A 24,322-nucleotide genomic window follows, 5' to 3' on the forward strand; every position below is an offset into this window, starting at 1 on the left:
AGCTAGGAGCTAGGAGCTAGGAGCTAGGAAAAAGCTAATGCACCGGGCCGGAGCTGGGTAGCGTCGACGCTCACTGGGTGGGACGCGGTGCGAACGCGCAGAACTCGTTCCCCTCCGGGTCGGCCAGGATCCACCAGTCGATCTCGTCGTCACGCTCGCGTAGCAGCGTGGCGCCGGCCTCGATCAGGGCGTTCGGGGCCCGGTCGGCCAGCCCCACGTCCCAGTGCAACCGGTTCTTGACCGTCTTGCGCTCCGGCACCGGCATGAAGATCCAGTAGTCCCAGGGGAAGCCGCCCGCGCCGAGCAGGCGGGCGTACCCGTCGTCGCTGATCTCGACGGTGCCGCCCACCACCCGGGCCCACCAGGTCGCCTGCGCGACCGGGTCGGCCGCGTCGACGACCAGCGCCAGCGGCCCGGGCGGCGACCCCTCCTCGGCCGGGAAGGCGCAGAACTGGTTGCCGTCCGGGTCGGCCAGCACCCACCAGTCGATCTCGGCGTCCGGCTCGCGGACCAGTCGCGCCCCGGCCGCCAGCAGCGCCGCCGGATCGGGATCGGCCATCCGCAGGTCAAGGTGGACGCGGGTCTTGCCGGTACGCGACTCGGGCACCGTGTTCACCCAGATCGACTCGGCGTCCGAGCTTGCGGCGCGCGGGTCGACGCGGGTGTCGCCGTCGCCGGTGTCCACCAGCTCGCCGTCGAGGATGCCGGCCCAGAAGGCGCCGAGCCGGTGCGCGTCGGCCGCGTCCAGGCAGAGGTCCTTGAAATGCGCGATCACGGCACCATCATCCGCGATGAATGTGACAACTGCGGCTCGCGGCCGGAGCGGACGTACCGGAGGAAGTCACCGACGACGCGCCGCGTCACCTCACTGCGGGTCATGACGTCCCCCTGGCAGTTGCGAACCAGAATCGTGTTGCCGACCGGAGTGCCGGCTGCGACGCTCCCACTGTGATCGACAAACCGGGCATCGACGAGCGGTTGCTGGCGGCCGAGGTGGCCGTCGCCTGGGCCATGGATATCGCCGACCTCATGTTCATGCCGGTCGGGCTCGACGGGCACGCGTGGGCGTACCGCGTGGTCACCTCCGACGGCCGGCGCTACTTCTTGAAGCTGCGCCGCGGCGAGTTCACCGCTGCGGCCGTCCGGCTCCCCGGCTTCCTCCGAGCGCACGGCGTGAGCCAGGTCGTAGCGCCGATCGACCTGCCGAACGGCGAGGCCGGCCACGGGTTCGGGGACTACCGGCTGCTGCTCTACCCGTTCCACGACGGCGGGAGTCTGTGGGGCCGCGGCCTCACCGACCGCCAGTGGATCGAGTACGGCGAGTTCCTGGGTCGGCTGCACGCGGTCACGCCGAGTGCCGACCTCGCGGCGGTCCTGCCGGTCGAGACCTACAGATCGAGCGCGGGCGAGCGGCTGCGGGCCCTCGCCGGGCCGGCCGCGGCGAGCGAGGCCCTCGGTGCCTTCTGGAACCGGTACGGCACGGCGCTGCACCGGTTGTCGGAGACGGTCGACGATCTGGCCTCCCGCGTGACGCGAGGAGGCCTCGTCGTCTGCCACGCCGACATCCACCCCGGCAACCTGATCGCTGACGGCGACGGTCCGCTGCACGTCGTGGACTGGGATGCGCCGATCCTCGCGCCGCGTGAGCGGGACCTGATGTTCGTCTACAGCCGGGACTTCGGCGACCATCCGATCAACGCGCACCGCGCCGAACTCTTCCGTCGAGGCTACGGGCCGCTGGAACCGGACCAGACCTTGCTGAGGTACTACCGCAGCGAACGGCACCTCGACGATGTCGCCGTGTTCCTGCAGAGCATCCTCGACTGCGAGGCCAGTGCGGAATCTCGGGCCAACGACCTGTACTGGCTGACCCGTATCGCCGAGACCGTCGCCGACCCCGGCTACGCGCCCTGATCCTCTCCCGACCGGTGAGCGGGTCCGCCGCGCTGCCGGCTGCTTCGGAGGCGGCGTCGCCCCGGGCGGAGCGCGGGCTACCCGAGCGCCTGCCGGGCGGCCTCGCCCGTGGGGTCGTCGCGGGTGGGCAACCGCCGGATGGTCGGCAGCACTTCCTCCTGGAAGACACCGTGCAGCCGGCGCAGCTCCCGCGCCGGATGCACGGCGTCGTCGACCCGCACGTCCCAGAGCGGGTACGGCTGATCGGCGGCCACCGTGATGGTCGCCGACCGTGCGCCGTGCCGGTCACCGCCGGTCTCCTCGCCGGCCTCGATGGCCCGTACGAGCCGCTCCGCCAGGTCGAGTTCCCCGCTCTCCTCGAACACCCGGACGATCTCCGCGAGGGTCTCCGGGCCGACCAGGCGGTTGCCCTGCACCGCATAGCCCGGCCCGATGTGGTGCCCTGCCCAGTCCTTTGCGCGGGAGCCGGTGTAGGCGTGCGAGCGACCCTGCCGATCGACCATGCCGACCTGCCGTACCTCCCGACCCCGGTCCCGAGCGAGCAGTTCGGTCAGGACGTCCTGCGGCGAGCGGCCGTCGCCGAGCAGCGGCAGGCCGTCGTAGGCCAGGAACGGGTTGGGGGTGGCCTGGGTCGCCACCGCACCGGCGCCGGCGTGTACGTGCGCGACGAGCTTGCCGACCGCGGGTCTGGCCGTCAGGGCGCCCACCCCGAGCTGGCCGGTACGCGGACACCGTGCGGCGATCGAGAAGGTCACGTCGGCGGGTACCCGGACGGGTCTCCGGCATGCCCGAGCGCTGCGACTGCCGCCAACGGCGCTGTCGCCACGCGCTGGGTGATTTGTGCCGATCAGGCCCTCGTTGATCGTGTCGTGGCTTCGTGATGTTTCGCGACTTCGCAGGTCGGGCAGTGTTGGGGCCACGAAACGTCCGGGGTCGACCCTTCCGCTGGTCGTAGCCCCGACCGTCTCGCCGTGCGCCGGGGCACGGTGGCCTTCCCCGGCACGTGGCCGAGCAGAGGGGAGGGGTGATGAACGACCCTGACGAGGCCGTACGTCGACGCCGACCACGAGTGCGTGCGGTGGCGGCGGCCGCCGCGGTGGCGTTGGCGGCACCGCTGGCGGGCTGCGGTTCCGGTGGGGACGGCGGCACACCCACGATCAACCTGTACTACCCGCCGGAGCAGAACCTGCAGAAGGTGGTCGACACCTGCAACACCCAGGCAGGCGGCCGCTACAAGATCGTGTACCGGGTGTTGCCGCGGCAGGCCGACGACCAGCGGGTGCAGCTGGTCCGCCGGCTCGCCGCCGAGGACGGCGGCATGGACGTGCTGGGCCTCGACGTCACCTGGACGCAGGAGTTCGCCAGCGCCCACTGGATCCGCGAATGGGCCGGGCAGGACAAGGCCGAGGTGGAACAGGGGACGCTCCCCGGCCCGCTGGAGACCGCGCAGTACGACGGCAAGCTCTACGGGGCGCCGAAGAACACCAACGTCCAGCTGCTCTGGTACCGCAAGGACCTGGTTCCGGAGCCGCCGAAGAGCTGGGATCAGATGATCTCGATGGCGCAGGACCTCAAGCGGCAGGGCAAGCCGTACCAGGTGCTCACCATGGGTGCCCAGTACGAGGGGCTCGTCGTGCTCTACAACACCCTGGCCGAGAGCGCCGGCGGCCGGATCCTCAGCGAGGACGGCAGCAAGGCGGTGATGGACGAGGGCACGGTCCGGGCGTTGGAGCAGTTGCGTAACCTCGCCACCTCCGGTGTGACGTCGCCGTCGTTCAGCAACGCCACCGAGGACCCGGTGCGGCTGGAGTTCCAGGCCGGTGGCGGCGCCTTCCAGGTCAACTGGCCGTTCGTCTACCCGGCGATGCAGGAGGCCAGCCCGGACCTCGCCAAGCAGGTCAGCTGGGCCCGGGTGCCGGGCATCGACGAGAACACCCCGAGCAAGGTCACCATCGGTGGGGTCAACCTGGCGGTCAGCGCGTACTCGAAGCATCCGGAGCTGTCCTTCGACGCGGCCAAGTGCCTGCGTGACGAGCAGAACCAGAAGTTCTCCGCGATCAACGACGGCGTGCCGCCGACGATCGAGAAGGTCTACGACGACCCGGAGATGACCAAGGCGTACCCGATGAAGGACACCATCGTCGAGGAGCTGAAGGAGCCGGCGGTGCGTCCGCTGACCCCGGCGTACCAGAGCATCTCGACGGTGATGTCGGCGGTGCTCTCGCCGCCCGCGCAGATCCGGCCGCAGCAGACCGCGGACGAACTGCGCGACGCCATCGCGGACGCGCTCGAGTCGAAGGGGGTGTTGCCGTGAGCGAGCAGACCGCGACCCGCGGCACCGGTCGGCACGCGGCCATCCCGACTCAGCGGTCGGGGCGGAGCCGGGCGCCGCTGAGTGAGAACAAGAAGGCCGAGCGCCGGCTCGGCTGGCTGCTCTGCGCGCCGGCCGCGCTGGTCATGCTGGCGGTGACGGCGTACCCGATCATCTACTCGGTCTGGCTCTCGCTGCAGCGCTTCGACCTGCGCTTTCCCGATCAGCGCGAGTTCGTGGGGCTGGAGAACTACGTCACCGTGCTGACCAACCAGTTCTGGTGGACCGCGTTCGGGGTGACCGCCCTGATCACCGTGGTCACCGTCGCGGTCGAGCTGGTGCTCGGCATGGGCCTCGCACTGATCATGCACCGGACGCTGGTCGGCCGGGGCATCGTGCGGACCGCCGCGCTGATCCCGTACGGCATCGTCACGGTCGTGGCCGCCTTCTCCTGGCGATACGCGTGGACCCCCGGCACCGGGTACCTGGCGAACCTGTTCAGCGACGGCGCGCCGCTCACCGAGCGGGCCAGCTCGCTGGCGATCATCATGCTGGCCGAGATCTGGAAGACCACACCGTTCATGGCGCTGCTGCTGATGGCGGGGCTCGCGCTGGTGCCCGAGGACCTGCTCAAGGCGGCCTCCACCGACGGGGCGACCGCCTGGCAGCGGTTCACGAAGGTGATGCTGCCGGTGATGAAGCCGGCGATCCTGGTCGCGCTGCTGTTCCGCACGCTGGACGCGTTCCGGGTGTTCGACAACATCTTCGTGTTTACCGCCGGCGGCAACGAGACCTCATCGGTGTCGATGCTCGCCTACAACAACCTGATCCGGGGGTTGAACCTCGGCATCGGCTCGACGATGTCCGTGCTGATCTTCATCACCGTGGCGATCATCGCGTTCGTCTTCGTCAAGCTCTTCGGCACCGCTGCCCCGGGCAGCTCGGACGACGAGAGGCGTTGAGATGGCTACCGAAACCACCACGCGCGCCAAGCTGCGGTGGGGTCTGCTGGACGTCATCGTGGTCGTCTTCGCGCTGATCCCGGTGCTCTGGATCGCCTCCCTGTCGTTCAAGACCCCGGCCACGCTCACCGACGGGAAGTTCGTTCCCCGCGAGTGGACGCTGCACAACTACCGGACGATCTTCGAGACCGACCAGTTCGTCCGGGCCCTGGTGAACTCGATCGGCATCGCGCTGATCGCCACCGCCATCGCGGTGGTGCTCGGCGCGATGGCCGCGTACGCGATCGCCCGACTGGACTTCCCCGGCAAGCGGCTGCTGGTCGGGGTGTCCCTGCTGATCGCGATGTTCCCGCAGGTGTCGCTGGTCTCCCCGCTGTTCGAGATCGAACGGCAACTCGGCCTCTTCGACACCTGGCCGGGGCTGATCCTGCCGTACATCACGTTCGCCCTGCCGCTGGCCATCTACACGCTGTCGGCGTTCTTCAAGCAGATCCCGTGGGACCTGGAGAAGGCCGCGAAGATGGACGGCGCCACCCAGGGCCAGGCGTTCCGGCGGGTGATCGCGCCGCTCGCCGCGCCCGGGCTGTTCACCACGGCCATCCTGGTCTTCATCTTCTGCTGGAACGACTTCCTCTTCGCCATCACGCTCACCTCGACCGAGCAGGCCCGTACGGTGCCGGTGGCGTTGTCGTTCTTCACCGGTGAGTCGCAGTTCGAGGATCCCACCGGGGCGATCTGCGCCGCCGCCGTGGTGATCACCATTCCGATCATCCTGTTCGTTCTCTTCTTCCAGCGCCGCATCGTCTCCGGCCTGACCTCCGGCGCAGTCAAGGGATAGGTGATAGTCGTGGCTGACATCGTGCTCGACAAGGTGAGCAAGCGGTTCCCCGACGGGACCGTCGCGGTGCGGGACGTCGACCTGGAGATCAGCGACGGCGAGTTCGTGATCCTGGTCGGCCCCTCGGGCTGCGGCAAGTCCACCACCCTGAACATGATCGCCGGGCTGGAGGACATCAGCTCCGGCGAGCTGCGCATCGGTGGTGAGCGGGTCAACGACAAGGCGCCCCGGGACCGGGACATCGCCATGGTCTTCCAGTCGTACGCGCTCTACCCGAACATGACGGTCCGGGAGAACATGGCCTTCCCGCTGCGCCTGCAGAAGCTCGACCGGAAGACCGTCGACAGCAAGGTCGAGGAGGCGGCGAAGGTCCTGGAGCTGACCGCGCTGCTGGACCGCAAGCCGGCCAACCTCTCCGGCGGCCAGCGGCAGCGGGTGGCGATGGGCCGGGCGATCGTACGCCAGCCCAAGGCGTTCCTGATGGACGAGCCACTGTCCAACCTGGACGCGAAGTTGCGGGTGCAGATGCGGACGGTGGTGTCCAGGCTCCAGAAGCGGCTCGGCACCACCACCGTCTACGTCACCCACGACCAGACCGAGGCGATGACCCTCGGCGACCGCGTGGTGATCATGCGGGGCGGCGAGGTGCAGCAGGTCGGCCGGCCGCAGGAGCTGTACGACCACCCCCGCAACCTCTTCGTGGCCGGCTTCATCGGCTCCCCGTCGATGAACTTCCTGCACGCCGCGGTGCAGGACGGCAAGCTGCGTACCGCGCTCGGCGACGTGCCGATCGGCGACCGGATCCGTCGCGAGTTGGAAGCCGGCGACGCGCCCCGGGAGCTGATCCTCGGCGTCCGGCCGGAGCACTTCGAGGACGCCGAACTGGTCGACGAGGAGACTCGCCGCCGCGGCATGGAGTTCGAGGCACCGGTAGAGATCGTCGAGTCGATGGGCTCGGACAAGTACGTCTACGTCGCGGTGGAGGGGGAGCGGGCCAGCGCCGCAGAGCTGGAGGAGTTGGCCGCCGACGCGGGCGCGGCCGACTTCACCGGCACCGGTTCGAACCTGGTGACCCGGTTGTCGGCGGAGTCGCCGGTGGCCGAGGGTGAGACCCGCCGGGTGTGGTTCAACCTGGAGAAGATTCACCTCTTCGACCCGGCCAACGGCCGGAACCTGACCCTGCACGAGGGCCGGGCCGCCGGTGCGCTGGCGAACTGAGCGCGACCGCACGACCAGGGCCGGCGGGGACACCAGCTCGCCGGCCCCGCGCCACTTGCCGCCTTACCTGTAGCGGTCGGCACCACATCCGACCTCTGGCCCCGCGCCACCTGCCGCCCTACCCGTAAGCGGCCGGACTGCTCCCGGGCGTCAGGTGGCCGACGTGCGGGGGTGTCACCCGTCAGCGGTGTCAGGCGGGCCAATCGACCCGGGACTGCAGGCCGAGGAACTCGGCGTAGCGGGCGAGGGCCTGTTCCGTCCGGGGGCGGTCCAGCGCCGTCAGCGCCGTCAGCGGCGTCACGCTGATCGTCACCCGGCTCTTGCCGATGGTGCGGCGCCAGGTGCCCACCACCCGGCCGCCCTGCACGATCGTGGGCTGGAAGATGCCGTTGTTCCCCGGGATGACCGCGTCGCGGTGCGCCGGATCGAGCATCAGCGACCGATCCTTGTAGCCGAGCAGGTACTCGTCGAAACCGGGCAGCGCCAGCACATCGTCGACCGGCATCCGGGGAGCGTCCAGGAGCACGCCGTCGACCAGCATCTCCTCCCCGTCGACCTGAACCGTGGCGAGGGTGTCGCCCGCCGCCGCGAATCCACGCCGGGCGTCGGTGAGGGTCAGGCCCGTCCAGCCGGCGAACTCCCGGGCGGTCACCGGACCGTGCGACCGCACGTATCGACGGGTGAGGATCGCGAGTGCCTCGTCCCGTTCGGGCCGCAGCGGGTCGGGTGCCCACTCGTCCAGCAGCGCGAAGGTCTGTTCGGTGCCGACGTTCGGCGCGAGACAGGTCACGCCGCGCACACTCGCGTACCAGAGCAGGTGGTAGCCGCGCTGCCCGTCCGTGCCGATGCCGGCCGCGTCCAGCTCGGCCAGGCACTGGGCCCGGGTGAGCCGCCCGCCGCCGGCCAGCGCGCCGCCGAGCACTTCCACGGCGCGGTCCGCGTCGGCCGGATGGAGACCGAGGGCCGCCCGGCGACTCGCCGCGCTCGGCAGCGCGCGTACGCCGGTGAGTTCCAGCATCCAGCGGGCGTCACGCGCGGGGACGAGGTGAACGGTGCCGCGCATCGGCCAGGTGCGCAGCGCCTCCCGGCGCTCCAGTGCGGCGTGCACGTCCACCAGCGTGCGGGCGGGCAGCCGGGCGCCGAGCGACCAGAGCCCGCTGGACAGATCCTGGGCCTGCATCGCGCCGAACCACTCGACCACCTCGGCCACCGTGCCCGGCCGGGTGCCGGGGTGCGGGCGCAGCAACAGGCTGATCATCCGCAGGGCGAGTGCCTCACGCGCGGTCAGCCGCATCGGGCCCCCTCCACCGGTCGGGCGTCAGCCTAGGCCCGGCCACCGACAGATTCGGGCCCGCGCCGACCCCAGGCATAACCGCCACGCTACGGGGGATGCGACGGCGCAAGTACGCGCGCCGCGCGTGCGGAAGGGAGAGCCATGACTGCGTCCAGCGAGCCGATGCGGGGCGGCGCGCCGGCCCGGTCCCGGGCCGATCGCACCCCGGCCAAGACCAGCACTGCCGCGACCTTTTCGCTGGTGTTCGGCGTTTCCGCCCTGGTGTGCACGTTGACGGCCATCCTCGCCTGGGCCGGGATCATCCTCGGCATCATCGGGATCATCGTCGGCATCTTCGGGCTCCAGATGGCCAAGCGGCCAGGTGTGACCGGACGGGGCGTGACCATCGGGGGCCTCACGCTCAGCATCATCGCGCTGATACTCGGACTGGTGTTCATCGCCGGAGTCGCCACGTTCCTCAACAACGAGGGCGCGGTGAACCGGCTGCAGCAGCAGGTCGACGACCTTCGGGGCCGGGTCACGTGACCCGGGAGGGACACGCGACGCTCGGCGTCTCCGTACGGTGACGCCGAGCGTCCCTGGTTCGCGCTGCGCCGGCTCCTTGCCGGCGGAGCGCGATCCCCCGTTCAGGTCGTCCGGCTCGCGGCGGCGGATCTGAGCCGTCCTAGGGCGTTTGCCGCAGAAGGTGACGGGTAGTCGCCGGAGCTGACATAGGGAAGGGGACGCTCCGATGGCTGACCGGGTAAAGGTAGCGGTGATCTACTACAGCGCCACCGGCACCACCTACCAGATGGCGCAGGCCGCCTGCGAGACCGCAGGGGACGTGGGTGCCGACGTACGACTGCGCAAGGTGCGCGAACTCGCGCCCGACGAGGCGATTCGTTCGAACTCCGGCTGGCACGCCCACCACCTCGAGACCCAGGACGTCCCCGAGGCGATGCTCGACGACCTGACCTGGGCCGACGTGGTCATCTTCGGGACGCCGACCCGGTACGGCGTGATGGCCGCCCAGCTCAAACAGTTCATCGACACCACCGGCCCGCTCTGGGCCCAGGGTGCCCTGGTCAACAAGGTCTACTCGGCGTTCTGCACCACGGGGACCAGTCACGGCGGCCAGGAGACCACCCTGACGTCGCTCTTCTCGGTCTTCTACCACTGGGGCGGGATCGTGGTGACCCCCGGTTACACCGACGCCAGCCAGTTCATCGCCGGGAACCCCTACGGCGCCTCGCACACCAGCAACAACGGTGAGGTCGCACCGGACGACATCGCCCTGACCGCCACCGCGCTGACCGCCCGGCGCGCGGTGCAGATCGGCGCCGCCGTGAAGAAGGGCCTCGCCGGCTGAGACAGGAGCGACCCGGCGGTCGGGCGGCGGCTTCCGCCCCGCCCGACCACCGTCGATCAGCCGCTCGATGACCTGCCTGAACGGTGCGGCTGGGCGATCTCGGCAGCGGATCCGGTCACGCCGTCGGCTCGAACCGGTCGGCGGTCGAAAGCACCGCCGGCAGCAGGTCGGCCAGCACCGCGATGCCGTCCGGGCTGAGCACCGACTCCGGGTGGAACTGCACCCCGGCGAAGGCCGGCCCGCGCAGCGCGTGCACCGCGCCGTCCGCCGCGTCGCGGGCCAGCTCCACCCGGCCGTACGAGGTGTCCAGAGCGTCGGCGCCGGCACGGGCGGTGAAGGTGGCGTAGAAGCCCACCCGGCGGGGCGTGCCGAAGACGTCGATCTCCCGTTGCAACCCCTGGTACGGGGCGTCGCGCTGGTGCAGGGGCAGCCCGAGCAGCCCGGCCAGCAGTTGGTGTCCCAGGCAGACCGCGAGGGTCGGGTGGCCGGCGGCCAGCAGCCCGGCCAGCAGCCCGCGCAGTGCGCGCATCTTCGGCTCGGTCGTGCTGCCCGGGTCGCCCGGTCCCGGGCCGACCACCACCAGGTCGTATCCGTCGAACGGCCCGGGCGCGTGCCACGGCCGTACGGTCACGGCCAGGCCGAGCGCCCGCAGCTGATGGGTGAGCATGCCGGTGAAGGTGTCCTCGGCGTCGACGACCAGCGCCGAGCGCCCGGCCAGCGCCGGCAGTGCGCCGACGCCCGGCGCGCGCTGGTCCAGCCAGAACCGCGCCAGCGGCGCGTTGCGTGCGGCGAGCGCGGCGCGTACGTCCGGATCGTCGGCCAGCCGTGGCGGCGCCTCCCGGCCGGCGCGGGCCGCCTGCGGACCGAGCCCGAGCGCGGCCAGCACGCCGGCGGCCTTCGCGTGCGTCTCCGCCACCTCCCCGGCTGCGGTCGAGTGCCGGACCAGGGTGGCGCCGACCGACACGCGCAGCGCCCCGTCGGGGGAGATCTCCGCGGTACGGATCAGGATCGGCGCGTCCAGGGTCTGCCGGCCGGCGTCGTCGTGGCCGAGCAGGGCCAGCACGCCGGCGTAGTAGCGTCGCCCGGTGCGCTCGTGCCGGGCGATCACCCGGCAGGCGTTCTCCATCGGGCTGCCGGTGACCGTCGGCGCGAACATCGTCTCCCGCAGCACGTCCCGGACGTCCCGGGTGCCCCGGCCGGCGAGCAGATACTCGGTGTGCGCCAGGTGGGACATCTCCTTCAGGTACGGGCCGACCACCTGCCCGCCGTCCTCGGCCACGGTGGCCATCATCTTCAGCTCCTCGTCGAGCACCATGTAGAGCTCCTCGACCTCCTTCTGGTCGGCGAGGAAGCGCAGCAGCGCGGCGCGGTCCGGCTCGGCGCCGGCGTGCCGGAACGTGCCGCTGATCGGGTTCATCATCACCAGGCCGTCGTCGACGCTCACGTGCCGTTCCGGGCTCGCGCCGACCAGCACCCGATCGCCGGTGTACACCACGAAGGTCCAGTACGCGCCCCGCTCGCCGAGCAGCAGCCGGCGCAGCGCCGCCAGCGCGGCCACCAGCGGCGGGTCCTGCACGGTGGCGGTGAGTGTGCGGTGGATGACGAAGTTCGCACCCTCGCCCCGGCCGATCTCCTCGGCGAGCACCCGGTCGACCGCGGCGGCGTACTCCTCGTCGGTGACGTCGAACGCGGCGTCGCTGGCGCGTACCGGCTGGTCCGGCAGCGCCGCCAGCGCCTCGGCCAGGCCGATCCGCTCGTGCCGCGTCACCAGCAGGCACTCCAGCGGCATCCCGTCGTCGACGCAGGCGAAGCCGCGTTCGGTGATCTGCCGGAAGGGCACCAGCGCCAGCGTGCGCGGCCCGGATGCGCCCTCCGGCAACGGGATGTCGGCGAGCCGGTCGACCGTGCGGACCGGGCCCGTGAACAGCTCCAACTGGTCGGCGTCGGCGCGGCGGACCAGCGCGAACGGGCCCGGGTCGGCGCCCGCGGACACGGTGGTGAGCAGGTCGTTCAGGTGGATCATCGGGTTCTCCTGGTGCCGGGCGGCGCCGGTGTGGGCGACCCGGGTTCCGGAGATCCGGCGACCGCCTCGACAGGCGGCCGCGTGGAAGGTTACGCGCGGGGGATGGCCGCCGGGTCGGCGGGCCACCAGCAGGTCTGATGCGCGAACATGCGCCCACCCTACGCGTACGGCGACCGGTGCGGAAGCCGATCCGGCGTACGCCGCGGCCGACCGCGGCCCGATCCGGACGTACAGCGGGTAATTTGACCGGCGATGAACATTCTCGCGCTCGACCTGGGCACTTCGTCGGTTCGCGGGCTGGTCCTGGACGAGGACACGCAGCCCGTGCCGGGTGCCCTCGCGCGGCGGAAGGTCAGCCTCGCCGTCGGCGACGACGGCACCGGCACGCTGGAAGGGCCGGTCTACCTGGCCTGCCTCGTCGAGTGTCTGGACGAGCTCGCCGAGTTCGGGCACCTGCGCGACGTCGGGCTGGTCGCGGTCTCCGGGCAGTGGCACTCGGTGGTCCCGCTGGACGCCGCCGGTGAACCGCTCGGGCCGGCGCTCACCTGGCTCGACACCCGGCCGGTGCCGCCCGCGTCGGCCGCGGGTCCGGCCGACCCCGACGACTACCACCAGCGCACCGGCACCTGGTGGCACCGCGGCTACTGGTCCGTACGACTGCCGTGGTTGCGGGAGCAGACCGGCGGACGGGTGGCGAGGTTCGCCGGCGTGGCCGAGTACGTGCTGGGTCAACTCCTCGACGAGGCGCCGATGTCCATCTCCCAGGCGTCCGGCACCGGCCTGCTCGATCTGCGTTCGCTGGCCTGGGACGAGGAGGCCCTCGCGCTCGCCGGTGCGCGGCCCGGCGAGCTGCCGGAGCTCGCTCCGCTGCAGTGGCGCGGGCGGCTCCGGCCCGACTCGGCGAAGAGGTGGCCGGCGCTGGCCGGTGTGGGCTGGACCGCCGTGGTGGGTGACGGTGGGGCGTCGAACGTCGGCTCGGGCTGCGCCGATCCGAGCCGGGCGGCGGTGACCGTCGGCACCTCGGCGGCGGTACGGCTGATGCAACGGGTGCCGGCCGGGCAGGAGATGCCCCGGCTGCCCGAGCGGTTGTGGCGGTACCGGGTCGATCACGACCACGTGGTGACCGGGGCGGCGTACTCCTGCGGAGGGAACCTCTTCTCCTGGGCCAGCCGGGAGTTGCGGCTGCCCGCCGGCGCCGAACTGGACGCGGCGTTGGCGCTGGTGCCGCCCGGCGGGGGCCGTCCGGCCGACCCCCGCTACGGCGGCGACCGGCCGCCGGGCCTGGCGCCGGCCGGCAGCGGCGAGCTGCGCGGGCTGAGCTTCGGCACCACGGCGGTGGACATTCTGGCCGGGCTCATGCAGGGCCTGTGCGGGTTGGTGGCACGGGATCTCGAGGTGCTCGAGTCCACTGTCGACCGGCAGGTGTCGGTGGTGTTGGGCGGCGGGGCGATGGCTGCGTCGATCTGGTGGCGGCAGGCGTTCGCGGCGGCGCTCGCCCCGCGAGCGGTGTCGCATCAGCGGAACCCGGAGATCGGTGCGACCGGCGCGGCGTTGGTCGCACTGGGTCGGTTCGAGGTGGCCGTCGAGTTGGCCGACATCAGCCGGACGGATGAGTTGATCTCACCGACCACGACAGGTCGACCCCGTCCACAGTATCCTTCCTAGACTTCGACCGCGCTCGAGCCGTTGACACGGCTCTCGCGCCTGGTTGGATGGACTCCGCTCCCCGGTCGCGGTGGACGCGAGGGGAGGAGGCAGCGTGGGCGTAGGTGCGGGCCCGGCGCTCGGGGCGGTGCCCAACCATCGCCGTCGTCACTTCGACGAACGGGTCGTGCCGCACCGGCGCCGCTCGCCGTTGCGACTGCGCGACTGGCGCATGGGCACGAAGCTCGCCACCGTCCTGGTCGTCCCGTCGGTGGCGTTCCTCGTGCTGGCGGGTGTGCAGACCAGCACCCTGGTCGGGCAGACCACGGTGCTCGGTGACTTCGCCGAACAGGTCGGCATCGGTCGGCAGATCACCGCGGCGGTGCACCGTGTCCAGCAGGAACGGGACCGCACGGCCGGTGAGCTCGCCGAGCTGCGCCGTGCGGCGGGCGCGGCCGACCGTACCGCTGCGATCGAGGCGTTGGAGCCGTTGCAGGCGGCCACCGACCGGGCCATCGCGGACCTGCGCCGGGCGGCGGAGCCGCTGGCGGACGCGGACGCGTCGTGGCGGGTGGCGTACTCCGAGGTGCTTGAGGCGTACGACCGGGTCGTCTACATCCGTCCCGCGGTGCCACCCGCGGTGCTCAGCAGCGACACGATCCTGAGCAACTACCACCGGGCGGTCGGCACCTTGCTCGACCTGCTCGCCGAACCGGATCCGGGCCAGGGGCGTACGGCGCTCAGTGACGCCGTCCTGCGCTACGTGCAGTTCGCTCGCGTCAAGGAACTCTCCTCCCGGATCCGGGCCGAGCTCTACGCGGCCGCCCGGGCCGGCCGGTACGGGTCGGAGGACCAGGTCGTTCTCTCCGACCTTCGTGCCCAGCAGCTCACCGCGCTCGGCGCGTTCCGGGTCGCCGCGACCAGCGAGCAGATCCGCCGGTACGACCGGATGTCGGTCGATCCGGCGTTCGCCGCCGCGGCCGAGTTGGAGGAACGCAGCCTGCCCACCGGCGGGGCGGTGCCCGAGGTTCTGCCCGCGTCGCAGTGGTGGCCGGCCAGCGAGGAGCGGCAGGAGCTGCTGCGGCAGGCCGAGGAGAGTGTGCTGGCCGACGCGGTCCGACAGGCCGACGACGCCGCGGCGGGCCAGCTGCGTACGACGCTGCTGGTGGCCGGCGGGATCGTCGCGGTGCTGCTGGTCGCCGTGCTCGTCTCGTTGCTCATCGGTAGGTCGATCGCCCGGTCCATGCGCCTGCTGCGCGGCCAGGCCCTGCGGATCGCCCAGGTCGAGCTGCCGGACGCCCTGGACCGGCTGCGAACCGTCAGCGGTGGGGTGCCGCACATCGAGGTCGCCCCGGCGGTGGTCCGTTCGCTGGACGAGATCGGGGAGCTGGCGGAGGCGTTCGTGGCGGTGCACCGCAGCGCGGTCAGCGTCGCGGTCGAGCAGGCGGCGATGCGGCGCAACGTCAACGCCATGTTCGTGAACCTGGCCCGGCGCAGCCAGGTGCTGGTGGAGCGGCAGCTCGAACTGCTCGACGACCTGGAGCGTGAGGAGAACGACCCGGACCAGTTGGAGAACCTGTTCAAGCTGGACCACCTGGCTGCCCGCATGCGGCGCAACGACGAGAGCCTGCTGGTGCTCGCCGGTACGGAGTCCACCCGGCGGTGGCAACGGCCGGTCGCGCTCGGCGCCGTCCTGCTCGCCGCCGCCGCCGAGATCGAGCAGTACCGGCGGGTTCGCCACGAGTCGGTGCCCGACCTGTACCTGGTCGGTCACACGGTCGGGGAGCTGGTGCACCTGCTCGCCGAGCTGTTGGAGAACGCGACCGCCTTCTCCCGGCCCGACACCGTGGTCTCGGTGAACGCCCGCGTCGACGGCGCGGACGCCGTCGTCGAGATCACCGACCGGGGGCTGGGCATGAGTCCGGCGGCGCTGGCCGAGGCGAACGGCGTTCTCGCCACGCCGCCGGCCGCCGACGTCGCGACAGTCGAACGGATGGGCCTGTTCGTGGTCAGTCACCTGGCGGCCCGTCTCGGGGTCCGGGTGCGGCTGCACGGCGGTCAGCAGGGCCTGGTCGCGGTGCTCCAGCTGCCGGGCTCGTTGCTGGCTGCGGCGCCGGCGGAACAGGTGGCGGGGACGGTCCCGGCCCGGATGCTGACCACCGGGGAAGGGGTGGCCACGGCGGGCGGCCCGGACGACCAGCCGGTGGCGGGCCGCCGGCCGGTCACGGTGCCCCGGCAGGGACGACCGGTGCCGGTCCGGGCCGAGAACGTGCTCACGCCGGCCACCGGTGGGACGGGTGGCGGCTGGTGGTCCCGGAAGGCGCCGTCGGCACCCGCTCGGCCCGGGCCGGCCATGTCGCCCGAGGCTCCGGTGACGGGGGGCGTGAACGCACGCGGTCTGCCGACGCGCGTGCCGATGGCCCAGCTCGCGGCGATGAGCGGGTCGATCAGGCCGCAGCCGGGGCCGTCGACGCACGACCCGGACCCGGACGCGGTCGGCGGAATGCTCTCCCGCCTCTACAGCGGAGTACGGCGGGCGGAGGCGGAGGACACCACCGAGATACCTGTGCCGCCTACCGGTGGGCGCAGGGAAGGAGGACGACAGTGACGACCTTGAGTCAGGAGGCGCGGGACCTGAGCTGGCTGGTCAGCGGCTTCGCCGAGCGGGTGCCGGGGGTGGCCCACGCGGCGGTGGTCTCCTCGGACGGGCTGCTGGTGGCGATCTCCGATCACCTGCCCAGGGACAACGCGGACAAGCTCGCCGCGGTGACCTCCGGGCTGATGAGCATCACCTCGGGCGCGGCGCAGATCTTCGACGGGGACGTGGTCAAGCAGACGGTCGTCGAGATGGGCCGGGGCTACTTCCTCGTCATGCAGGTGCGTGACGGGTCGATCCTCGCCACCCTCGCGGCCGGGGACGCCGACATCGGCGTGGTGGGCTACGAGATGGCCCGGCTGGCCAAGCAGGCGGGGGAGATGCTCACTCCGGCGCTGCGGGCCGAGCTGCAGCAGGCGTTGCCGCGCTGACCGGCGGGGTCCTCTCCGTGGCCGGTGACCCGCGGGCGCGCGGGTCCGCCGGCCCGGGCCCCGGGCTCGGCGTGCCGGGCCCGGGGCGGTGCGTCGCTGCTCAGAAGCCGTTGTCGGCGATGACGGCGCGGTACCAGTGGGCGCTGCGCTTGAGGATGCGCCGCTGGGTCGCGTAGTCCACGTACACCAGGCCCCAGCGCTGGTCGTACCCCTCGTCCCATTCGAAGTTGTCGAGCAGCGACCAGACGTGGAAGCTCTCCAGCGGTACCCCGGCCGTCACCGCCCGGTGCGCGGCGGCCAGATGGTCCCGGAGGAAGGCGACCCGTCCGGCGTCGTCGACGGTGCCGTCGGCGTTCAGGCTGTCCGCTGTGGGCAGTCCGTTCTCCGTCACGGTGAGCGGGACCGGCCCGTAGTCGCGGGTGACCCGGGTCAGGATGTCGTACATCCCCTGTGGGTAGATCTGCTGCCAGTCGGCCTCCGAGGTCGGCCAGCGTCGTGCGGTGCCGCCGCCGGCCGTCACGTAGATCGGCGTGTAGTACTGCACCGCGAGGATGTCGATCGGCGACGAGATGATCTCCAGGTCCCCGTCGGCGATGCCCTGCACCATCCGGCTCTGCGGTCCGAGGTCCGCGAGTACGTCCTGCGGATAGCGGCCGGCGAAGACGGAGTCGAGGTAGAGGCGGTTCTCGTAGCCGTCGTAGAGCCGGGCGGCGGCCGCCGCCTCGGGCGAGTCGTCGGCGGGGTAACAGGGGTGCAGGTTCAGCGCCGGTCCGATGCGACCGGGGCCGGTGGCGCGCAGTGCCCGTACGGCGAGTCCGTGCGCGAGTTGCAGGTGGTGGGCGACCAGGTAGGCGGCCTCGGGGTCCTGCCGGCCGGGTGCGTGGTGCCCGGAGAGGTATCCGTTCTGCACGACCGTCTTCGGTTCGTTGATGGTGAGCCAGACCGGTACCCGGTCGCCGAGCGCGCGGAACACCTTCTCGGCGTAGTCGGCGAAGCGGTAGGCGGTGTCCCGCGACTCCCAGCCGCCGGCGTCCTGGAGGGTCTGCGGCAGGTCCCAGTGGAACAGGGTGGCCATCGGGGCGATGCCGCGTTCGTGCAGGCCGTCGACGAGCCGGCGGTAGAAGTCGAGGCCGCGCTGGTTGGGCGCGCCGGTGCCGTCGGGCTGGATCCGCGGCCAGGCGATGGAGAACCGGTAGCTACCCAGCCCGAGGTCGCGCATCAGGTCGAGGTCCTCGCGGTACCGGCGGTAGTGGTCGGCGGCCACGTCGCCGGTGTCGCCGTTGCGGGTACGCCCGGGGGTTCGGCTGAAGGTGTCCCAGACCGACTCGCCCCGGCCGTCCTCCTTCACCGCCCCCTCGATCTGGTAGGCGGACGTGGACGCTCCCCAGACGAAGCCGGGTGGGAAACGCAGCGGGGTAGGCATCGACATGTGTTCTCCTTGTGCGCCGGGCGCCCGCCGAGGGCGGGAGCGCTCCCATGATTATGGCAGCACGGCCCGATCGGCGCTCCGCGTCAACCGTCCGACCATCCCACCGGAAAAACGGACGCGAAAAAGCGGCTGACGTGGGATCACGCGCCGGACCTCGACGGAGTAACGTACGTCACTTGAGAGGCCGCTCCCCCCGTGGCGGCCTCTCTTTCTGCACCGACGTCAGCGTTGCGCCGGATCGACCGGATGCCGCAACCCGGGGTGCCCGGCCGGCAGCGACCGGCGCACCACCACCCAGCTCACCGCCAACGCCACCGCCACCAGCGGCCAGGTGAGCGCGACCCGGGCCACCACCAGCGCCACCACCTGCCCGCCGAGATAGAGCGGAACGAAGACCGCGACGCGCAGCAGGTAGGTGGCGGTCCAGATCCAACTGCCCCGCCCGTACGCCCGCACCAGCGCCGCGTCCCGCCGCCACCGGGTGCGTTGGCCGAGCGCGGCGCCGACCACCACGCCGAGCAGCGGCCAGCGCAGCACGATGCTGACCGCCCACGCCAGCGCGCTGGCCGCGTTGGAGAGCAACTGGAGCAGAAAGAAATCGGCCGCGCGACCGGTGCGCAACGCGATCAACGCCGCCACGCAGACCGCCAGCAGCCCGATCAGCACGGAACGAGGTCGGTCCCCCCGACGTAGCCGCCAGACCGCCACCACGGCCCCGGTGAGCACCGCCGCGCCGACCCCGACCCAGAGCGACTCGCCGCCCAGCAGCCAGCCCACCGCGAACGCGACCGGCGGCACTGTCGCGTCGACCGCCCCGCGGCGGCCGCCGAGCAGGTCGGCGAGCGACTCCGACCGGCTCTGATCAGCCGCTGCCGAACCTTCGGAGGCGTCGGCCGAGGCCGGGGTGTCGTGCTGCGGTGCGCCGGTCATCGTCACCTCCTCGCCTCGCCTCCAACCTAACGGCACGAAGCGGGCGGGCCACCCGTTGCCCACGCGGCAGCGCTCGCTAACGTTGGCCCGTGCGGGCGACGGCAAGGGGTTGGACGGCGGTCTGGCTGGTCGTGTTCGTTCTGGTGCAGGTGGCCGCGTTCCTCGTGACCTGGCAGGTGGCGGTGCACACCGAACTCGGCCAGTGGGTCGACACCGTGGCGCTGACCGGCAACCGGATCGGGCAGGACCGCATCGACGAACCGGTGGACCGGATCCTGAACGCCATGTCGGTGGTCTCGCTGCTGGCCGCGACCGCCGTGATCGGGTTCATCGCCCTGATGCGTGGCCGGATCGCGCTGGCGATCACCGCGACCCTGCTGATCGCCGGCGCCAACGTGACCACCCAACTGCTCAAGTACGGGCTGTCCCGCCCCGACCTCGGCATCGACCTCGCACGCATCTACGCCGGCAACAGCCTGCCGAGTGGGCACGCCGCCGTGGCGGCCTCCGTGGCGGTGGCGCTGGTGCTCGTTCTGCCGGCCAAGGTACGGGCGTTCGGCGCGTTCGTCGGCGCAGGCTACGCGGCCGCCGCCGGGGTGGCGACCCTCTCCGCCGGCTGGCACCGGCCCAGCGACGCGCTGGCCGCGTTCCTCGTCGTGGGTGTCTGGGCGGCACTGGCCGGACTGGTCCTGCTGTTCACCCAACGGGAACAGGCGCAGTTCTCCACCGCCGACGCCCACCGGGTCGCCTCGACGGTGCTCGGCATCGGCGGAGTGATCGCCCTGGTGATCGCCGGGCTGTCCCTGGGCTGGTTGACGGACCTGCGCGCCGTCGAACCGGAGGAACTCACCCGGCGGGCGCTCTTCGTCGCCTACGCCGGCAGCGCGGCCGGCATCGCCGGAACGATGGCGGTGGTGATGGCGCTGGTCCTCGCCGTGGTGCACCGGCTGGTCCCGCGCCACCAGGGCTGAGACGCGCTCAACAGGCGTAGATGCCGCGGCGAACTCGTGACCGGCAACCGCCTCGCGCACGTCGGTCACCAGCGGCGCGTCCGGCAGCTCCAACGGCTGTCCCGCTGCGCGCGTTACCCGCCGGGCCCGCACCGAAACGGCCGGGGAACCGGACGGCGTGCGCCGTGAGAGGGTACGAAGCGTAGCCGGTGAGGGGAGAAGCGGTGGACACGGTACGCGTGGCTTTCCGCGACGAGTGCGCCCGGCTGGGCGAGGTGCTGTCCGGACTGTCGGAGGCGGACCTGGACCGGCCCACCGACTGCCGGCCGTGGACCGTACGGGAACTGCTCGCCCACGTCCGCAGCGGCGCAGGCCGACTCACCGACATGCTCGCCGCGCCCGCCCCACCTCGGGCCGAGGTGGACGCCGCCACGTACTTCGGCGCGCCGAAGTTCACCCCGGAGGTCGACGCCGCCCGCATCGACAGCGGCCGGCGGGAGGCCCGTGAACTCGACGGCGCGGCGCTGGTGGCGGATTTCGACCGGGCCTGGCGGGGGGCCGAGGCCGCGGTCGCGGCCGCACCCGCCGACCGGGTGGTGCGCACCCGCCACGGCGACGCGATGAGCGTCACCGAGTTCCTGCGTACCCGGGCGGTGGAGGTCGGCGTGCACGGCCTGGACCTGGCCGCCGCGCTCGCGCTGGAGCCGTGGCTCACCCCGACCGCCGCGCAGGTGATCGCCGGGCTGCTCACCGATGGGCGGCCGGTCCCGCCCGAGCTGGGCTGGGACCGGCTGACGCTGATCCGCAAGACCACCGGCCGGGCGCGGCTCAGCGGCCGGGAACAGGCGGTCGTCGACGCGGCCGGCTTCCGTTGGCTCTCCTTCGGCGGCTGATCCGCCGGCCTCGGCAGCGGCCACCTGATCCGCCGGCCTCGGCAGCGGCCACCTGATCCGCCGGCCTCGGCAGCGGCCACCTGATCCGCCGGCCTCGGCAGCGGCCACCTGATCCACTCGGGCTCCTTGAAGTCGGGGTGTCAGCCCGCCGCGGATACCCCGACTTCAGGGAAGCCGAGTCGATCGAGGCACGTTGTCGAGACCGGCTCCGTCCGCGCAGATGCGAGCGAGGTAGGGAAGAGCGCGCTGCGAATGCGGCATAATCGGCCCCTTCCGGGTCGCAATTCCGATCCGCTAGAGTGGCCGTCGTGACGGTGTTCCGGATGAGTGAGGCAGCCGAGTTGCTCGGCGTCAGCGTGGACACGGTGCGGCGCTGGATCGATGCCGGACGGCTCACCGCCGGCCGGGACGAGCAGGGCCATCGGGTGATCGACGGGGTCGATCTCGCCGCGTTCGTCCGGGCGCAGGCCGGTGATCCGGAGCGCCGCGTCGAGGAGTCGTCGGCGCGTAACCGGTTGCGCGGCATCGTCACCGCCGTGGTCAAGGACGCGGTGATGGCGCAGGTGGACATTCAGGCCGGCCCGTTCCGGGTGGTGTCGTTGATGAGCCGGGAAGCCGTCGACGAGCTGGACCTCAAGGTCGGATCGGTGGCGGTCGCCGTCATCAAGTCGACCACCGTCGTCGTGGAGAAGCCCACGGCGAACACAGGCAGCAGAGGGAGGACCGGCTCGTGACGACACGACGTTTCCGCACCGCCGTGGCGGCCGTCATCGCCCTGACGGTGTTGGGCCTGGCTGGCTGCGGTGGTGATGGGAAGTCCGCCGACCGGCAGCCGGGTAGCGCGAGTTCCGAAGTGACCGGCAGCGTCACCGTGTTCGCCGCCGCGTCGCTGACCGAATCGTTCACGCAGCTCGGCAAGGACTTCGAGGCCGCCAACCCGGGCACGAAGGTCACCTTCAGCTTCGCCGGCAGCTCCGCCCTCGCGACGCAGGTCAACCAGGGCGCCCCGGCCGACGTGTTCGCCTCCGCAGCCCCGGCGAACATGAATTCCGTCGTCGACGCGGGCAACGGCGACGCTACCCCGACGACCTTCGTGCGGAACCAGCTCGTCATCGCCGTACCCGAGGGAAACCCCGACCGGGTCGGCGGCCTGGCCGACCTGACCAAGCCGGACGTCAAGGTCGCGCTCTGCGCCGAGCAGGTCCCGTGCGGCTCGGCGGCGCGGAAGGCGCTCGACACGGCCGGTGTGAAACTCACGCCGGTCACCCTCGAACAGGACGTCAGGGCCGCGCTGTCCAAGGTGAAGTTGGGTGAGGTCGACGCCGCGTTGGTCTACCGGACGGACACGAGGACGGCCACCGCGGACGTCGACGGTGTCGAATTCCCCGAGTCGGCCGCGGCGGTCAACGACTACCCGATCGTCGTGCTGAAGCACGCAACCAACAAGCCGGCGGCCCAGGCCTTCGTCAAGTACGTGCTGTCCGACGCGGGCCGTGCCGTGCTCACCGCAGCCGGATTCCAGGTCCCGTAACCGATGTCCCGGCTCGACACCACCGTGGCGCGCCCCGACCGGAGCGCGCCACGGCCACGGCCACGGTCCCGGCAGACGACCCGCATCCCGCTGGCGCTGCTCCTGCCCGCCTCACTCGGACTGCTCTTCCTGGTCCTGCCACTCGCCGGTCTGCTCGCCCGCACCCCGTGGACCTCGCTGCCGCAACGGCTCACCGAGCCGGGCGTCCTCACCGCCCTGCGGCTGTCCCTCCAGACCGCCACCCTCGCGACGCTGCTCTGCCTGGTCCTCGGGGTGCCCCTGGCCTGGCTTCTCGCCCGGGTCGAGTTCCCCGGCCGGCGGATCGTGCGCGCACTGGTCACCGTGCCTCTCGTCCTGCCACCGGTGGTCGGCGGCGTCGCCCTGCTGCTCGTCTTCGGCCGGCGCGGGCTGCTCGGGTCCTGGCTCGACTCGGCATTCGGCATCACCCTGCCGTTCAGCACCACGGGCGTGGTGCTCGCCGAAGCCTTCGTCGCCATGCCTTTCCTCATCATCGCGGTCGAAGGGGCGCTACGTGGCGCCGACAGCCGCTACGAGGAAGCCGCCGCCACTCTGGGCGCGAACCGGTGGACCACCTTCACACACGTCACCCTTCCGCTGGTTGCGCCAGGTGTCGCCGCGGGAGCCGTGCTGTGCTGGGCGCGCGCACTGGGGGAGTTCGGCGCCACCATCACCTTCGCCGGCAACTTCCCGGGGCGTACGCAAACGATGCCGATAGCCGTCTACCTCGCCCTGGAAACCGACCTGGAGGCCGCCATCGTGCTCAGCCTCATCCTGCTCACCGTCTCCGTGGCGATCCTGGCCAGCCTCCGCGACCGTTGGATCAGCGCACCATGACCACCGACGTCACCGTCCACCCGGCGGAACGGCACCTGACCGGGCCGCTGCTCGACGCCCGTCTCGTCGTCGAGCGCGGGACCTTCCGGCTCGACCTGCCACTGACGATCAACCCGGGTGAGGTCGTCGCCCTGCTCGGCCCCAACGGAGCCGGAAAGAGCACCGCACTGCGAGCCCTCGCCGGGCTGCTGTCCCTGTCGGCCGGGCACCTCACCCTTGCCGGGCGCGAACTCGACAATCCGAGCCGCCGGACGTGGACGCCCACCGAGCAACGCCGCATCGGGGTGGTCTTCCAGGACTACCTTCTCTTCCCCCACCTCAGCGCGCTGGACAACATCGCGTTCGGCCCCCGCCGACGCGGCGTGAACCGGCAACAGGCACGGCGCCAGGCGGCCGACTGGCTGGAACGGATGGGGCTCGCCGAACACGCCCGCCGCAAACCCCGACAACTCTCCGGCGGGCAGGCCCAGCGGATCGCCCTCGCCCGGGCCCTCGCGGTCGACCCGGCGCTGCTGCTGCTCGACGAACCGCTCGCCGCTCTCGACGCCCGCACCCGGCTCGACACCCGCGCCCAGCTCCAGCAGCACCTCGCCGCACATCGCGGCGCCACCCTGCTGGTCACGCACGACCCGCTCGACGCTCTCGTGCTCGCCGACCGGCTCGTCATCATCGAACACGGCCAGGTGGTCCAGGAGGGCGACGCCGCCACGATCACCGCGCAGCCGCGTACCGACTACGTGGCCCGCCTGGTCGGCCTGAACCTGTACCGCGGTCGCGCCAGCGGACACACCGTCCTGCTCACCGACACGTTCCGGCTGACCACGGCCGAACAGCACGACGGCGACGTCTTCGTGGCCTTCCCGCCGTCAGCTGTCGCCCTGCACCCGAACCACCCCGACGGCAGCCCCCGCAACAGTTGGCCCGCCACCATCACCGGCATCCAGCCGAACGGCGACAACCTCCGGGTCCAACTGGCCGGCCCGATCGATCTCGCCGCCGACATCACCCCGCTCGCCGCCGCGCAACTCCACCTCGTGCCCGGTCAGCGCGTCTGGGCCGCGGTGAAAGCGACCGAGACCCGTGCGTACCCCGCGGCGCCGCAGTAGCCACGTGATCCCGGGCCGCCGGTCCACGGGTCGCCGTCAGGCCGGTCGG

The 24,322-nt window shown here is 71.9% G+C and carries 22 protein-coding genes; 16 read left to right on the forward strand and 6 right to left on the reverse strand.

Features of this window, described 5'->3' with window-relative positions; genetic code table 11:
- Window positions 1-70: 70 nt before the first annotated feature.
- Window positions 71-775 carry a VOC family protein gene (locus BXA10_RS26735; RefSeq protein WP_139338168.1) on the reverse strand — a complete coding sequence of 235 codons (705 nt, stop codon included), beginning with the start codon at window positions 773-775 and terminating at the stop codon, window positions 71-73.
- A 173-nt stretch (window positions 776-948) separates the two neighbouring features.
- On the opposite strand from BXA10_RS26735, the gene BXA10_RS26740 reads away from it, so the two are divergent.
- Entirely contained in the window at window positions 949-1,914 is a 966-nt protein-coding gene (locus BXA10_RS26740; RefSeq protein ID WP_076473620.1) for a phosphotransferase enzyme family protein, read from the forward strand.
- A gap of 77 nt (window positions 1,915-1,991) precedes the next feature.
- On the opposite strand, the gene BXA10_RS26745 is transcribed toward BXA10_RS26740, so the two are convergent.
- A complete protein-coding gene (locus tag BXA10_RS26745; protein WP_076473621.1) occupies window positions 1,992-2,669 on the reverse strand; it encodes a DUF1028 domain-containing protein in 678 nt (225 codons plus the stop codon).
- 272 nt (window positions 2,670-2,941) lie between these two features.
- Here BXA10_RS26745 and BXA10_RS26750 point away from each other — a divergent pair, with 272 nt between their 5' ends.
- From BXA10_RS26750 to BXA10_RS26765, 4 genes are read left to right on the forward strand one after another with little or no spacing between them, the layout of a single operon-like run.
- Complete coding sequence (locus tag BXA10_RS26750; RefSeq protein ID WP_076473622.1) at window positions 2,942-4,228, forward strand: ABC transporter substrate-binding protein; 1,287 nt, start codon at window positions 2,942-2,944, stop codon at window positions 4,226-4,228.
- Window positions 4,225-5,187 (forward strand): carbohydrate ABC transporter permease, encoded by a 963-nt coding sequence (locus BXA10_RS26755; protein ID WP_076473623.1) that lies wholly within the window; start codon window positions 4,225-4,227, stop codon window positions 5,185-5,187. Before BXA10_RS26750 ends, BXA10_RS26755 begins: the two co-directional genes overlap by 4 nt.
- A 1-nt stretch (window position 5,188) precedes the next feature.
- Window positions 5,189-6,025 carry a carbohydrate ABC transporter permease gene (locus tag BXA10_RS26760; protein WP_076473624.1) on the forward strand — a complete coding sequence of 279 codons (837 nt, stop codon included), beginning with the start codon at window positions 5,189-5,191 and terminating at the stop codon, window positions 6,023-6,025.
- A gap of 9 nt (window positions 6,026-6,034) precedes the next feature.
- Window positions 6,035-7,243, forward strand: coding sequence for an ABC transporter ATP-binding protein (locus BXA10_RS26765; protein ID WP_076473625.1), 1,209 nt, complete (start codon window positions 6,035-6,037; stop codon window positions 7,241-7,243).
- A gap of 190 nt (window positions 7,244-7,433) precedes the next feature.
- On the opposite strand, the gene BXA10_RS26770 is transcribed toward BXA10_RS26765, so the two are convergent.
- Window positions 7,434-8,537 (reverse strand): winged helix DNA-binding domain-containing protein, encoded by a 1,104-nt coding sequence (locus BXA10_RS26770; RefSeq protein ID WP_076473626.1) that lies wholly within the window; start codon window positions 8,535-8,537, stop codon window positions 7,434-7,436.
- A 141-nt stretch (window positions 8,538-8,678) separates the two neighbouring features.
- Between BXA10_RS26770 and BXA10_RS26775 the strand changes: the two genes are divergently transcribed.
- Both BXA10_RS26775 and wrbA read left to right on the forward strand, forming a co-directional pair.
- Window positions 8,679-9,062, forward strand: coding sequence for a hypothetical protein (locus BXA10_RS26775; RefSeq protein WP_076473627.1), 384 nt, complete (start codon window positions 8,679-8,681; stop codon window positions 9,060-9,062).
- A 205-nt stretch (window positions 9,063-9,267) separates the two neighbouring features.
- Window positions 9,268-9,885, forward strand: coding sequence for an NAD(P)H:quinone oxidoreductase (gene wrbA, locus BXA10_RS26780; protein ID WP_076473628.1), 618 nt, complete (start codon window positions 9,268-9,270; stop codon window positions 9,883-9,885).
- Between the two features lie 115 nt (window positions 9,886-10,000).
- On the opposite strand, the gene BXA10_RS26785 is transcribed toward wrbA, so the two are convergent.
- Window positions 10,001-11,908: a chorismate-binding protein gene (locus BXA10_RS26785; protein ID WP_076473629.1), complete on the reverse strand. Its 1,908-nt coding sequence runs from the start codon at window positions 11,906-11,908 to the stop codon at window positions 10,001-10,003.
- 252 nt (window positions 11,909-12,160) lie between these two features.
- Between BXA10_RS26785 and BXA10_RS26790 the strand changes: the two genes are divergently transcribed.
- From BXA10_RS26790 to BXA10_RS26800, 3 genes are all read left to right on the forward strand, one after another.
- Window positions 12,161-13,573 carry an FGGY family carbohydrate kinase gene (locus BXA10_RS26790; RefSeq protein ID WP_076473630.1) on the forward strand — a complete coding sequence of 471 codons (1,413 nt, stop codon included), beginning with the start codon at window positions 12,161-12,163 and terminating at the stop codon, window positions 13,571-13,573.
- A 94-nt stretch (window positions 13,574-13,667) separates the two neighbouring features.
- The gene (locus tag BXA10_RS26795; protein WP_084753356.1) at window positions 13,668-16,160 is read left to right on the forward strand and encodes a sensor histidine kinase; all 2,493 of its coding nucleotides are present in this window, start codon (window positions 13,668-13,670) and stop codon (window positions 16,158-16,160) included.
- Window positions 16,157-16,579: a roadblock/LC7 domain-containing protein gene (locus BXA10_RS26800; RefSeq protein ID WP_076473631.1), complete on the forward strand. Its 423-nt coding sequence runs from the start codon at window positions 16,157-16,159 to the stop codon at window positions 16,577-16,579. The genes BXA10_RS26795 and BXA10_RS26800 overlap by 4 nt, the downstream gene beginning before the upstream one ends.
- Before the next feature lie 100 nt (window positions 16,580-16,679).
- Here the strand turns inward: BXA10_RS26800 and BXA10_RS26805 are convergent, their stop codons facing one another.
- On the reverse strand, window positions 16,680-18,008 hold the full coding sequence (locus BXA10_RS26805; RefSeq protein ID WP_076473632.1) for a GH1 family beta-glucosidase: 1,329 nt from the start codon (window positions 18,006-18,008) through the stop codon (window positions 16,680-16,682).
- Window positions 18,009-18,230: 222 nt separating this feature from the next.
- Entirely contained in the window at window positions 18,231-18,938 is a 708-nt protein-coding gene (locus BXA10_RS26810) for a DUF3159 domain-containing protein (protein WP_084753358.1), read from the reverse strand.
- A gap of 89 nt (window positions 18,939-19,027) precedes the next feature.
- Between BXA10_RS26810 and BXA10_RS26815 the strand changes: the two genes are divergently transcribed.
- From BXA10_RS26815 to BXA10_RS26840, 6 genes are all read left to right on the forward strand, one after another.
- The gene (locus BXA10_RS26815; RefSeq protein WP_076473633.1) at window positions 19,028-19,909 is read left to right on the forward strand and encodes a phosphatase PAP2 family protein; all 882 of its coding nucleotides are present in this window, start codon (window positions 19,028-19,030) and stop codon (window positions 19,907-19,909) included.
- Between the two features lie 188 nt (window positions 19,910-20,097).
- Window positions 20,098-20,781 carry a maleylpyruvate isomerase N-terminal domain-containing protein gene (locus BXA10_RS26820; RefSeq protein ID WP_076473634.1) on the forward strand — a complete coding sequence of 228 codons (684 nt, stop codon included), beginning with the start codon at window positions 20,098-20,100 and terminating at the stop codon, window positions 20,779-20,781.
- Window positions 20,782-21,089: 308 nt separating this feature from the next.
- Window positions 21,090-21,515 (forward strand): TOBE domain-containing protein, encoded by a 426-nt coding sequence (locus BXA10_RS26825; RefSeq protein WP_076473669.1) that lies wholly within the window; start codon window positions 21,090-21,092, stop codon window positions 21,513-21,515.
- Window positions 21,512-22,312 carry a molybdate ABC transporter substrate-binding protein gene (gene modA, locus BXA10_RS26830; protein ID WP_076473635.1) on the forward strand — a complete coding sequence of 267 codons (801 nt, stop codon included), beginning with the start codon at window positions 21,512-21,514 and terminating at the stop codon, window positions 22,310-22,312. The genes BXA10_RS26825 and modA overlap by 4 nt, the downstream gene beginning before the upstream one ends.
- Window positions 22,313-22,315: 3 nt before the next feature.
- Window positions 22,316-23,167: an ABC transporter permease gene (locus BXA10_RS26835; RefSeq protein ID WP_076473636.1), complete on the forward strand. Its 852-nt coding sequence runs from the start codon at window positions 22,316-22,318 to the stop codon at window positions 23,165-23,167.
- A 35-nt stretch (window positions 23,168-23,202) separates the two neighbouring features.
- Window positions 23,203-24,273: an ABC transporter ATP-binding protein gene (locus tag BXA10_RS26840; RefSeq protein WP_076473670.1), complete on the forward strand. Its 1,071-nt coding sequence runs from the start codon at window positions 23,203-23,205 to the stop codon at window positions 24,271-24,273.
- The last annotated feature ends 49 nt before the right edge of the window (window positions 24,274-24,322 follow it).

The organism is Micromonospora avicenniae (genome assembly GCF_900156065.1).
Taxonomy (GTDB): Bacteria; Actinomycetota; Actinomycetes; order Mycobacteriales; family Micromonosporaceae; genus Micromonospora; species Micromonospora avicenniae.